General features: G+C 68.7%; 14 protein-coding genes, 1 tRNA gene and 1 pseudogene. 8 read left to right on the top strand and 8 right to left on the bottom strand.

Annotated elements, in window-relative coordinates:
* Positions 1-54: 54 nt before the first annotated feature.
* Together U5798_RS33690 and U5798_RS33685 are read left to right on the top strand one after the other, a co-directional pair.
* A tRNA-Leu gene (locus U5798_RS33690) sits at positions 55-139 on the top strand.
* A gap of 156 nt (positions 140-295) precedes the next feature.
* Complete coding sequence (locus U5798_RS33685; protein WP_185658263.1) at positions 296-463, top strand: hypothetical protein; 168 nt, start codon at positions 296-298, stop codon at positions 461-463.
* Positions 464-484: 21 nt separating this feature from the next.
* Here U5798_RS33685 and U5798_RS33680 read toward each other — a convergent pair whose 3' ends face one another.
* The gene (locus U5798_RS33680) at positions 485-1,375 is read right to left on the bottom strand and encodes an alpha/beta hydrolase (protein ID WP_322084528.1); all 891 of its coding nucleotides are present in this window, start codon (positions 1,373-1,375) and stop codon (positions 485-487) included.
* A 106-nt stretch (positions 1,376-1,481) separates the two neighbouring features.
* Between U5798_RS33680 and U5798_RS33675 the strand changes: the two genes are divergently transcribed.
* Positions 1,482-2,378, top strand: a complete 897-nt coding sequence (locus U5798_RS33675) for a LysR family transcriptional regulator (protein ID WP_322084527.1) — start codon at positions 1,482-1,484, stop codon at positions 2,376-2,378.
* 23 nt (positions 2,379-2,401) lie between these two features.
* Here U5798_RS33675 and U5798_RS33670 read toward each other — a convergent pair whose 3' ends face one another.
* From U5798_RS33670 to copC, 4 genes are all read right to left on the bottom strand, one after another.
* Entirely contained in the window at positions 2,402-3,337 is a 936-nt protein-coding gene (locus U5798_RS33670; RefSeq protein ID WP_322084526.1) for a LysR family transcriptional regulator, read from the bottom strand.
* A 164-nt stretch (positions 3,338-3,501) separates the two neighbouring features.
* Positions 3,502-4,275 (bottom strand): SDR family oxidoreductase, encoded by a 774-nt coding sequence (locus U5798_RS33665; RefSeq protein WP_124456186.1) that lies wholly within the window; start codon positions 4,273-4,275, stop codon positions 3,502-3,504.
* A 179-nt stretch (positions 4,276-4,454) separates the two neighbouring features.
* Positions 4,455-4,955: a DinB family protein gene (locus tag U5798_RS33660; RefSeq protein ID WP_124456187.1), complete on the bottom strand. Its 501-nt coding sequence runs from the start codon at positions 4,953-4,955 to the stop codon at positions 4,455-4,457.
* 65 nt (positions 4,956-5,020) lie between these two features.
* Positions 5,021-5,395, bottom strand: coding sequence for a copper homeostasis periplasmic binding protein CopC (copC, locus tag U5798_RS33655; RefSeq protein ID WP_322084525.1), 375 nt, complete (start codon positions 5,393-5,395; stop codon positions 5,021-5,023).
* 114 nt (positions 5,396-5,509) lie between these two features.
* Here copC and U5798_RS33650 point away from each other — a divergent pair, with 114 nt between their 5' ends.
* Both U5798_RS33650 and U5798_RS33645 read left to right on the top strand, forming a co-directional pair.
* On the top strand, positions 5,510-6,226 hold the full coding sequence (locus U5798_RS33650) for a 16S rRNA pseudouridine(516) synthase (protein ID WP_322084524.1): 717 nt from the start codon (positions 5,510-5,512) through the stop codon (positions 6,224-6,226).
* A 106-nt stretch (positions 6,227-6,332) separates the two neighbouring features.
* The gene (locus U5798_RS33645; protein WP_124456190.1) at positions 6,333-6,521 is read left to right on the top strand and encodes a hypothetical protein; all 189 of its coding nucleotides are present in this window, start codon (positions 6,333-6,335) and stop codon (positions 6,519-6,521) included.
* On the opposite strand, the gene U5798_RS33640 is transcribed toward U5798_RS33645, so the two are convergent.
* The gene (locus tag U5798_RS33640; RefSeq protein ID WP_322084523.1) at positions 6,504-7,541 is read right to left on the bottom strand and encodes an NAD-dependent epimerase/dehydratase family protein; all 1,038 of its coding nucleotides are present in this window, start codon (positions 7,539-7,541) and stop codon (positions 6,504-6,506) included. The genes U5798_RS33645 and U5798_RS33640 overlap by 18 nt on opposite strands.
* Before the next feature lie 107 nt (positions 7,542-7,648).
* On the opposite strand from U5798_RS33640, the gene U5798_RS33635 reads away from it, so the two are divergent.
* The 3 genes from U5798_RS33635 to U5798_RS33625 all read left to right on the top strand — a co-directional run bounded on the left by U5798_RS33635 (position 7,649) and on the right by U5798_RS33625 (position 10,626).
* Entirely contained in the window at positions 7,649-8,680 is a 1,032-nt protein-coding gene (locus tag U5798_RS33635) for a CDP-6-deoxy-delta-3,4-glucoseen reductase (RefSeq protein ID WP_124456192.1), read from the top strand.
* 292 nt (positions 8,681-8,972) lie between these two features.
* On the top strand, positions 8,973-10,157 hold the full coding sequence (locus U5798_RS33630; RefSeq protein ID WP_124456193.1) for an acetylornithine transaminase: 1,185 nt from the start codon (positions 8,973-8,975) through the stop codon (positions 10,155-10,157).
* Between the two features lie 13 nt (positions 10,158-10,170).
* Entirely contained in the window at positions 10,171-10,626 is a 456-nt protein-coding gene (locus tag U5798_RS33625) for a GNAT family acetyltransferase (RefSeq protein WP_322084522.1), read from the top strand.
* Positions 10,627-10,647: 21 nt separating this feature from the next.
* On the opposite strand, the gene U5798_RS33620 is transcribed toward U5798_RS33625, so the two are convergent.
* Positions 10,648-11,325 (bottom strand): DUF2278 family protein, encoded by a 678-nt coding sequence (locus U5798_RS33620; RefSeq protein ID WP_322084521.1) that lies wholly within the window; start codon positions 11,323-11,325, stop codon positions 10,648-10,650.
* A gap of 269 nt (positions 11,326-11,594) precedes the next feature.
* Positions 11,595-11,733 (bottom strand): annotated as a pseudogene (locus tag U5798_RS33615) (ABC transporter ATP-binding protein); the annotation flags it as partial.

The raw sequence follows: 11,733 nt of genomic DNA, 5'->3' as shown, positions 1-11,733 counted from the left end.
GATTTCCGCCATAATCCGCCTTTCGCCGCGCACTGGCTGCGCGGTCTGGAACAAGCCCAGGTGGTGAAATTGGTAGACGCAGGGGACTCAAAATCCCCCGCCGCAAGGCGTGCCGGTTCGATTCCGGCCCTGGGCACCAGTCTTTCGCAGCGTCATGCGCTGCACCGTCGAAACCCGCGCAAGCTCGCCGCTTCGCGGGTTTTTTGTTTTGGCCGCACGCGATGCCGGCCGCAACGCGCGCCCTCCCGCGACAGTCCAAGCATCATCAGGGAACGCAGCACGGAGGAGGCAAGCCATGTCCAGGCGCGTCGTTTCAATCCCGCTTCGCGTCGGTGCGCTCGCCGCGCTGCTGTCGATCCTGCTGGGCGGATGCGACCTGCTCCGCGAGCCGCCCGTACCCGACTGGCCGGGGCCGCATGCGCCCTACCCGTTCCCGGACGACATTCCACACCGCACCGAATGACCGGCCTGGACAGCCGTGCGTTCAGTCGCGCTCGCAGAACCGCAGGATCGCGTCCGCGACGGCCGCCGGCGCCTCGCGTTGCGGAAAGTGCCCGACCGAGTCGAGGAGCTGCCGCGCGTAGCGGCCGGCGAAGAACCGTTCGCGCCCGGCCGAGCTGTCCGGATGATTGCAGGTGTCCGCACCGCCATGCAGCACGAGCGTCGGCACCGCCAGCACGGGCGCCGGGTTCAGCCGCGCGTCGTCGTCGGCGTAGGCCGGCGTGCCCGGCGCGAAGCCCCAGCGATGCCGGTACGAATGCAGCACGACGTCGATCCAGTCGGGTCCGTCGAACGCGGCGGCTGCCGCGTCGAAATCGCTGTCGCGATACCAGCCGGGCGGCGACCACGTGTCCCACATCAGGCGCGTGAACGCGCGGCGGTCGTCGCGCAGCGCCTGCTCGCCGCGCGGCGTCGCCATGAACCAGTGATACCAGTAGTTGCGCGCCTGCTGCAGCGACAGCGGCTGGCCGGGATCGTTGGTACCGTACCCGACCGACAGCATCACGAGATGCGACGCGGCACCGTCGCGCAACCCGCACGCGTTCGCCGCCGCGCGGGCGCCCCAGTCGTGCCCGACCAGCACGGGCCGCTCGACGCCGAGCACGTCGATGAATTCGAGCAAGTCGCGGCCGAGCGCCGCGAGCTGGCCGCTGCGCGGCACAGTTGCATCGCGAAAACGCGTCGGCGCAAAGCCGCGCAGCGCGGGCGCCAGCACGCGGTAGCCGCGTGCGGCGAGCGACGCGGCCACCGGCTCCCAGCCGACCGCGCTGTCCGGCCAGCCGTGCAGCAGCACGGCCACGCGCTCGCCGCGCGGGTTCCATTCGAGATAGCCAATATCGAGCGACGCGGTCGTCGCATGCGCATAAGTCGTCATCGTGCACTCCGTCGAGTCAGCCTGAGCGCACGATGGTAGGCCGGCCTTTCATCACGATTCACGGAGTATCATGATCTATTCCTTGAATTTTGCGTTGAATCGACCGATGGAACCGCTGACCGACCCCGCATCGACCGCGCTCGACATCACGCTGCTGCGCACCTTTCTCGAAGTCGTCGACAACCGCGGGTTCGCGCCGGCCGCCGACCGTCTCGCGCTGACGCCGTCGGCCGTCAGCGGTCACATCAAGCGACTCGAACAGGCGGCCGGCACCGTGCTGATCGCGCGCACGACGCGCCGTATCGCGCTCACGCCGGCCGGCGACACGCTGTACGCGTACGCGCGCAACATCGTCGACATGGAGCGCGAAGTGCGCGCGCGGCTGCGCGGCGCGCCGGCGCATGGGCCGCTGCGGGTCGGCGCGTCGGAGGACTTCGCCGGCGCGTGGCTGCCGCACGTGCTGCGCACGTTCCGCGACCGCCATCCGCGGACGTCGATCGAGCTGAAGGTTGGGATCACCGCATCGCTGCTGCGCGAACAGATGCTCGGCCGGCTCGATGTCGTATTCGGCAAGCAGTGCCGGCAGGTCGACACGCCGGGTGAATTGCTGTGGGAAGAGCCGCTCGTGTGGGCCTTCGCGTCGGACCGCGCGCTCGACGCGGGCGGCGAAGTGCCGCTCGCGCTGTTTCCGCAGCCGTGCGTCTATCGGGAAGCGGCCGTCGCAGCGCTCGCCGCCGCGCTGCGGCCGTTCCGCGTGCTGTTCGAGAGCAGCAGCATGGCCGGCTGCGTGTCGGCCGCGCTCGCCGGCTTCGCGGTCACGGCGCTCGCGCGCAGCCAGCTGCGCGACGGCCTGCGCGAATGCGGGCCGCAGGACGGCCTGCCCGCGCTGCCGGCCGCGCGCTTCTACGCGTTCTCGGCGAAACCCGACGGCCCCGGCGCCGCGTTGATCGACGCGGTGCGCGACGCCGGGCGCGGCAGGCAGTTCGCGGCGCCGGACGATTGAAACGTGCGCGGCCGCCGCTCCGGTCAGTCGCCGTCCGCGCCCGGTCCGGCCGCCGTCCCCGTCAGCGCATCCGCCATCAACGCGCCGAACCACTCGATGAACGCATTGAGCCGGCGCGAGCGGTGCCGGCGGTGCGGATACACGGCCGACACGTCCATCGGCTCGGCGCGGTGGCCCGGCATCACGTCGACGAGCACGCCGCTTTCCAGCAGATGCTCGACGTCGAACCGCGGAATCTGGATCAGCCCCATGCCGGCAATGCAGCCGGCGATATAGGTTTCCGCGTTGTTGACGATCACGCGGCTCGGCAGCGTCAGCGTACGCCGCTGGCCGTCCGCGCAGTATTCCCACCCGAGTTCGCGCCCCGTCGTCGGCGACGCATAGCCGATCGCCCAGTGCCCGTGCGCGAGCGCATCCGGATGCTCGGGCACGCCGCATTCGCGCAGGTAGTCGGGGCTTGCGCAGTTGATCAGCGTGAACTGCCCGAGCGGCCGCACGACGAGGCTGCTGTCCGCGAGCCGCCCGACGCGGATCGCGCAGTCGACGCCTTCCTGCACGAGGTCGATCGAGCGGTCGGTCGAGCCGAGCGACAGTTGCAGCTTCGGGTAGCGACGAAACAGCGACGGCAGCGCGGGCGCGATGACGCGGCGGGCGATCCGGCTCGGCACGTCGACGTTCAGCCGTCCGACGACCTCGCGGTCGCGGCGGCGAAACAGGCGGTCGAGTTCGTCGGCTTCCGCAAGCAGGCGCCGGCCGCGGTCGAGCAGCAGCGCGCCGTCGGCAGTGAGCTGCACCTGGCGCGTCGTGCGATGCAGGAGGCGCGTGCCGAGCCCCGTCTCGAGCTGCTGGACGGCCGCCGACACGGTCGCGCGCGGCATGTCGAGCGCATGCGCGGCCTTGATGAAGCTGCCCATTTCGGCAACCTGCAGGAAGATTCTGACCTGATCCAGCTTGTCCATCGGCAGGGAACGTGGGTTCGGACGACCGTCGCCGCCCGCCGCCGCACATCGCGGCAAGGTCGGCGGCACAAGGAAAACGGGCGTGCGGCCTCGCGGCTGCACGCCCGTGCATTGTCCACGCAAACGCGCCATTGCGTGCGCCGCGCGACGCGTGAGCGGCCCGGTTACTTCGTCGTATAGCCGCCGTTGATCAGGATCGTCTGGCCCGTGATCCACCAGCCGTCGGTCACGAGATGACGGATGAACGGCACGACGTCCTCGATGTCGGTCAGGCCCGTCTTGCTGAACGGCGACAGCGCGGCGGCCGTCTTGTGATACGCGACCGCGTCGGCGCCTTCGGCCGGATAGAAGAACGGCGTATCCATCGGGCCCGGCCCGACGGCCGTCACCGAGATCCCGCGTGCGCCGTACTCCTTCGACGCCGCGCGCGTGAAGTGCTCGACCGGCGCCTTCGACCCTTCGTATGCCGCATAGAACGGCGTGAACGCGCCGAGCAGCGACGTCACCAGCGTGACGAGCTTGCCGTGATCCTCGAGGTGCCGCCCCGCTTCCTTGATGAAGAAGAACGCCGACTTGCTGTTGACCGCGAACATCTCGTCGTACTCGGCCTCGCTGATCTCGGTGAACGGCTTCTTCAGCACCTTGCCGACCGTGTTGATCGCGATGTCGATCTTGCCGAAGCGCTGCTTCGCGTCGTCGAACAGCTTCTCGACCGCGGCGGCCGTGGTCAGGTCGGCCTGGAACGTGGCGGCTTCCGCGCCGGCCGCGCGTACCGCGGCGGCCGTCTCCTCGGCCTGCGCCTGCGACGCCGCGCTGTTGTAGTGGATCGCCACCGCCTTCGCGCCGTGGCTCGCCAGGTCCCGCGCGATCAGGCCACCGAGATTCTTCGCGCCGCCTGCGATCAGGACGACCTTGTCTGCGAGCGTGTGAGTTGCCACGGTTGACTCCTTTTTTCGTTGAACGAAGCTAGGAGTGTAGGCACGCGCGACGCGCCGGTCAGCCGGCCGCAGCTGGATGGATTATCCAGAAAACCGATCCAATCGGAGCGATGCACGGTGGTCGGCCGCACTGACGGCGGCGCCGGATTCTGCCTGCGGCCGCACGGCCGTCACCCGCCTCAGCGCGCATAAAGCGCCGCGTCGATCTTGCCGAGCAGCCACTGCATGCCGGCCAGATGCTGCTGGTCGTGGCTGCACAGGTAGTGGACGAGCCCGCGCACGGTCAGCGAACCGTAGCCGTCGAACTCGCCGGTGCGCTCGAACTGCTCGGGCGTGAGGCGCGACAGCCGCTCCAGCGTTTCGCGTCGCGCGTCGCGAATCGCCGCGAGCACGTCGGACGCGTACGCGTCGTCATAGCGGCGCTCGATCGCGAGCGCGTCGCCGTCGATCGACTCGAGCAGCGGCCGGTCTTCGTCGAGCATCCGGCGCAGCCGCACGTGATAGCCGTCGATCTCGATGTCGCGCACGTGGCAGAGCTGCCCGAGCGGCGAGAAATGCTCGCTCGGGATCCCGGCCCAGTCGTCGGGCGTCCAGCGCGCGTAGCCGTCCGGAACGGCCGCGAAATGCGCTTCGAGCTGACGGGGGAAGTCGGCGAGTGCGTCGAGCGTCGTCGGATTCATGCGGGAAACTCCCTGTCGGATGAAGGCGACGACAACCCTGGCACGGGCCTGCCGCCGCCGTTGCGTCACTTCACGCTGAAGCCGTACGCGCCCTGCGTGCGGTGCCCGTCGGTCGCGACGGCCACCCATTTCACCGTATAGGCACCGGTGCCGGCTGCCGTCAGCGGCACCGTCATCCGCTTGCGGTTCGAGGCATCGATGCGCGCGCGGCCGTCCGACACCGTCTTGCCGCCGCCGTCGACGACGACGATCGAGCTGAAAGCCGGCTCCAGCGGCTCGGTGAAATCGATCGTGACGGCAGCCGGTGCGGCGGCCACCGTCGCACCGGCTGCCGGATCGCTCTTCGCGAGATGCGCGTGCGCGAAAGCGGCCGACGAGACGGTCGCGGCCACGATGACGGCGGCCGCCTGGCGGCCGAACGGGAATGAATCGAAACGCATGGACTTTCCGTGAAGAATGAACGGGCGCCGCGCCCCGCGCGGCGTTCCGGCAGCTTACCAGCGCATGCGCGTTCATGCCGGTCATCGGCCGCCGCTTGATAGAATGCGCGCGCTATGGATCTCGAAAGCATTCTCTACACCCAGGGCTTCGGCTCGCGCCGCCAGTGCCGCGGCCTGATCGAAGCCGGTCGCGTCGCCGTCGCGGGCACCGCCGCGACCGACCCCGACGCCGCGTTCGATACCGACGGCCTCGTGTTCTCGGTCGACGATACGGCGTGGCCGTTTCACGCGCGCGCGTATCTCGCGCTCAACAAGCCGGCCGGCTACGAGTGCTCGCGCGATCCGCAGCACCACGCGAGCGTGTTCAGCCTGCTGCCCGCGCCGCTCGTCGCCCGCGGCGTGCAGTGCGTCGGCCGGCTCGACCAGGACACGACCGGCCTGCTGCTGCTGTCCGACGACGGCCAGTTCGTGCACGCGTACACGTCGCCGAAGCGCAAGGTACCGAAGACCTACGTCGCGACCGTGCGCCACCCGCTCGACGATGCGCAGTTGAATGCGCTGCGCAGCGGCGTGCAGCTGCACGGCGAGCCGAAGCCGATCGCGGCCGTCGCCGCCGACGCGCGCGACACGCACGCGCTTGCGCTGACCGTCCTCGAAGGCAAATACCATCAGGTCAAGCGCATGGTGGCGGCGGCGAGCAATCGCGTCGAGTTGCTGCACCGCGAAAGCATCGGCGGCTTCACGCTGCCGGGCGATCTCGAACCGGGCGCGTGGCGGTGGCTCGACGACGCCGACCTTTCAGCCCTGCGCAATCCCGTCAAAACCCTGTAAGGGAAAATCCGCACGACCGTTCGATGCCCGACCGCGTCTCGGGCGCGGGTTCCCCCGCTATACTGAAATCACAAGCTGCAAGAGCAGCGATGCAGGGGGAGATATCGTGAACATCAACCATTCTTTCGAACTGTCGTCCATGATGATCGCGTTCGCGGTCATCGGTGTCATCGTGATCGGCGGCCTGCTGGCCGCGATGCACATGAAGCACAAATATCATCCGAACCTGATTGGCGCGCTGATCGGTGCGCTGCTGTGCTTCCTGCTGATCGAGGCGTTACCGGCGCTGACCTGACGCACTGCCCGGCGCGAGCGTTTGAAGGAAATCGTCTACGGTCGGGTACCGCAACGTCACGCACAATTCGGCCTTGAGCCGTGCGTTGGACAGGCGTCGCGACTCGCGCATGAACGACAGCAGCGTCGGTTCGAGCTGGCGCTCGGCGTCCGCGCGACTGATGCGCGGCGGCCTTGGCAGGCCGAGCACCTGCGCGACCCGGTCGAAATACTCTCCCATCCGCAGTTCGCTGTCGTCCGACGCGTGCACCGCGCGCGCCGGCCTGCCGCGCTCGGCCGCGCGGCGCAGGATCGACGCGAGATCGTCCGCATGGATGTGGTTCGTGTACACGTCGTCGGCCGGCTCGAGCGCCGGCGTGCCGCGCTCGAGCCGCGCGACCGGCAGGCGGTTCGCCGCGTAGATGCCGGGAATGCGCACGATGCGCGCGGACAGCATGCCGCGCACCGTCGCCGCACGCAGCTGCCGCTCCGCCGACACGCGCCGGAACGCGCGCGGATTCGCGGGGCGCAACGGATGCGTTTCGTCGATGCGCGCGCCGCCGCAGTCGCCGTATACGCCTGTCGTGCTCGCGTAGACGAGCCTCGGCGCGCGAAGGCCGTCGGGTACAATACGCGCTCCCCGAACGGGTGCACCGGCCTGCCGCGCAGCGGTGCGCAGCGTTCGGAGCCGGCCGACCGCCGGTGCCGCCGGCGTCGATGGCCGACGCGCAGGCATGGACGTTGCGGCGATCAGCGCACGCGTACGCCGGTCGTCACGGCCGTCGGACTGCGGCGGCGCGAGATGCAGGATCGTGCGGGCAAGGCCCGCGAGGCGGCCGAGCGTCGCCCGGCGGTCGAGGTCGCCGACGATCGGTGTCGCGCCTGCGGCGCGCAGTTCGTCGCGGCGGGCCGGGTGGCTCGTCAGCGCGAAGATCCGCAGGTTGCGGCGCGCGTCACGCCATTGCGCGACGCAGCGCATGCCGACGTCGCCGCAGCCGACGACCAGTGCGCGCGGCCGGCGCAGGATTCGTGTCGCGATCATGTTGGTTGCGAAATCAGTAGCGGCCGTCGCGCGACGCGCAACGGTCTTGCATTGTAGCTGCCGTGCGCGACATGCACGGTCCCCACATTTTGTTCTAGTTTGGTTCTATGGCATTCAACGTCACTCTCAAGCAAAGCGGCCGGCAATTCCTGGTCGAGTCGGACGAAACCGTGCTGGCCGCCGCGCTGCGCCAGAACGTCCATCTGCCGTACGGCTGCAAGAACGGCGCATGCGGCTCGTGCAAGGGCCAGATCGTGTCGGGCCAGATCGAACAGGGCCCGCACGCCGCGTCGGCACTGTCCAACGACGAACGCACGCGCGGCCTCGCGCTGCTGTGCTGCTCGAAGGCCCAGTGCGATCTCGAAATCGACGTGCGTGAAATCGCCGGTGTCGACGGCGTGCAGGTCAAGAAGCTGCCGTGCCGGATCGCCGCGCTCGAGCGCAAGGCCGACGACGTGATGGTCGTGAAGCTGCAGCTGCCCGCCAACGAGCGCCTGCAGTACCTCGCAGGCCAGTACGTCGAGTTCATCCTGAAGGACGGCTCGCGCCGCAGCTACTCGATGGCGAACGCGCCGCACGAGGAAGGCCCGATCGAGCTGCACATCCGCCACATGCCGGGCGGCAAGTTCACCGACCACGTGTTCGGCGCGATGAAGGAGCGCGACATCCTGCGCTTCGAGGGCCCGCTCGGCACGTTCTTCCTGCGCGAGGATTCCGACAAGCCGATCGTGCTGCTCGCGTCGGGCACGGGCTTCGCGCCGATCAAGGCGATCATCGAGCACGTGAAGCATTCGGGCATCACGCGCCCGATGACGCTCTACTGGGGCGCCCGCCGCAAGAAGGACATCTACCTCGCCGAACTCGCCGAGCAGTGGGCGCGCGAGATCCCGAACTTCAAGTACGTGCCGGTGCTCTCCGAGCCGGACGCCGACGATCAATGGACGGGCCGCACGGGCTTCGTCCATCGCGCGGTGATCGAGGACCTGCCCGATCTGTCGGGCCACCAGGTGTACGCGTGCGGTGCGCCGGTGATGGTCGAATCCGCGCAGCGCGACTTCACGCAGCACCACGCGCTGCCGGCCGACGAGTTCTACGCGGACTCGTTCACGAGCGCCGCCGATCTCGCGCATCCGGTCTGAGGACCGGGCGCGCCCGCGCCCTCGCTGCGCGCCGCCGTGTCACATCCGTGGCATCGCGGCGGTTTACAGTGAGGCGCGGGATGCCTTATGCTTGCGCACATGAACTGCTTCCTGTCCGCCCTTCGACGTCGCCGCTCGCCGCTCCGCCCGGATGCCGCCGGCTCGTCACGGACTCGCGCGTAACCCGCACCGCTTCACCGGTTACGCACAAGCTGTTCGACCCACCAGCCACGGCCTTCCGTGGCTTTTTTATTGCCCGTTTCCCTTTCAACGCCCGCTGGAGTCTGCTGCCATGCCCCTGAACGATTTTCCGATCGACTCGCTGATGTACATCACGAACCGCCCCGACATCGTGTTTACGCACGGCAAGGGTTCGTGGCTCTACGATCACACGGGCAAGCGCTATCTGGACTTCATCCAGGGCTGGGCCGTCAACAGCCTCGGCCACTGCAACGACGGTATCGTCGAGGCACTGAAAACGCAGGCCGAGAAGCTGCTGAACCCGTCGCCGGCGTTCTACAACGAGCCGATGGCGAAGCTCGCGGGCCTGCTCACGCAGCACAGCGTGTTCGACAAGGTGTTCTTCACGAACAGCGGCGCCGAAGCGAACGAAGGCGCGATCAAGCTCGCGCGCAAGTGGGGCCGCAAGTTCAAGAACGGCGCGTACGAGATCATCACGTTCGACCACAGCTTCCACGGCCGCACGCTCGCGACGATGTCGGCCAGCGGCAAGCCGGGCTGGGACACGATCTACGCGCCGCAGGTGCCGGGTTTCCCGAAGGCCGAGCTGAACGACATCAACTCGGTCGAGAAGCTGATCACCGACAAGACCGTCGCCGTGATGCTCGAACCGATCCAGGGCGAAGGCGGCGTGATTCCGGCGACGCGCGAATTCATGCAGGCGCTGCGCGCGCTGACGAAACAGCACGACCTGCTGCTGATCGTCGATGAAGTGCAAAGCGGTTGCGGTCGCGCGGGTACGCTGTTCGCGTACGAACTCGCCGGTATCGAGCCGGACGTCATGACGCTCGCGAAGGGCATCGGTGGCGGCGCGCCGCTCGGCGCGCTGCTGTCGAAGGCCGACGTCGCGGTATTCGAGGCCGGCGATCAGGGCGGCACCTACAACGGCAACCCGCTGATGACGGCGGTCGGCTATTCGGTGATCTCGCAGCTCGTCGCACCGGGCTTCCTCGAAGGCGTGCGCGCACGCGGCGAATACCTGAAGCGCAAGCTGCTCGAACTGTCGGAAGAGCGCGGCTTCGAGGGCGAACGCGGTGAAGGCCTGCTGCGCGCGCTGCTGCTCGGCAAGGACATCGGCCCGCAGATCGTCGAGAAGGCGCGCGACATGCAGCCGGACGGCCTGCTGCTGAACGCCGCGCGACCGAACCTGCTGCGCTTCATGCCCGCACTGAACGTGACGACCGAGGAAATCGACCAGATGATGGCGATGCTGCGGTCGATCCTCGACACGCTCTAAGGAGACCGCCGCGATGGATGCCGCCGCCGATGCTGTCGCGATCCGCCCGTTCGAACGCGCCGACACCGATGCCGTGCTCGCGGTATGGCACGACGCGTTCCCGCAGTACGACGAAGCCGGCGCGCCGCCGCACCGCGATCCGCTGCGATCGATCGAACTGAAGCTCGCGACGCAGCCGGAACTGTTCTTCGTCGCGACCAGCGGCGCGCGGGTCGTCGGCACGCTGATGGCGGGGTTCGACGGACATCGCGGCTGGCTCTACTCGTTCGGCGTCGCGAACGACGCGCGTCGGCTCGGCGTCGGCCGCGCGCTGATCGCGCACGCGGAACGCGCGCTCGCCGCGCGCGGCTGCCTGAAGATCAACCTGCAGGTCCTGCCCGGCAACGACGACGCGTGCCGCTTCTACGCGGCGCTCGGTTATCGCGTCGAGGAGCGCATCTCGTTCGGCAAGACGCTGCCGGCCGCGTGATGCCGCCGGCAGCGGCCCGGGTCAGTTCGAGCGCGTGATCGGCCCCGCGCCCGGCAGCGGATTGCCGAGCGCGTCGGTCGGCACGGCCTGCTGCTCGAACGCCGCGAAATACGCGGCCCATTGTGTGTCGCTCACGCGCACGATCAGCGCACCGTCCTGCCACACGTCGTTGTGGTCGTTGTGGTCGTCGCCCGCGCGATGCAGGTAGTTCGGGCCCGTCGAGCCCTGGTTCATGTGCGTGTCGTGGATGCCGTTGCCTTCCGTATAGGTACGGCCGAACACGACGACGTCGAGGCCCTGCGACTGCGCGGTGTTCACGAGCCGCAGCAGCGACGGGATCGGTTCGGGGTTCTCGGTGCCGTCCATCACCGCACTCGCGCGCCACGCGCCCGTCTCGTTCAGGATGTCGCTGCGCAGGTAATCGAGCGCGGGCAGCGCGGCCTGCCCCGTGAGGTCGGTGTAGCCTTCGGCCGCGGCCGCGAGCGTCCCGGTGACGGGATGGTGGAAATCGTAGACGAGCTTGTAGTTCAGCAGGTCGTCCGCATCGCTGGTGCCGACGTTGATCGCGACATCCCAGTCGCCTGACGGCAGCGCCAGCGTCAGGTGGATGTGGTACTGGATCTCGCTGCCGTGCGGCGAGCCCTTCAGCTTCGCCACCGATGTCACCTTCGCCTTCACGAAACCGTAGTCCAGACTCATGCGTGCTCTCCATGTTCCGATGGGTCGTCGATGCTACGCGGCCCGTGTGTCGGTTTGTGGGCGACAGGCTGCGGCCTGCGCTCCCTGTTCCCGCGCCACATGCGCAGCACAACACTCGAATGGAGTCGCGTCCGCGCGCACAGTTCGGCACGAATCGCCCGGACAAGAAAAAAGGCTGTCGCGGCATCCCGTGACAGCCTTTCGAAAGCCCTGGTGCGACGCACGCGGCATTCGCCGCCGCGCGTCACCGGGCCCGCTCGTTCGCTCGCTTACTCGCCCAGATACGCGGCGCGCACCTTCGGATCGTCGAGCATCTGCTTCGCATCGCCTTCCATCGTGACCGTGCCCGAATCCATCACGTAACCGCGGTCGGCGGCCTGCAGCGCGAGGCGCGCGTTCTGCTCGACG

The organism is Burkholderia sp. BCC1972 (assembly GCF_905339605.1).
Taxonomy (GTDB): Bacteria; Pseudomonadota; Gammaproteobacteria; order Burkholderiales; family Burkholderiaceae; genus Burkholderia.
This window is presented reverse-complemented; position numbering and strand designations above follow the sequence as displayed.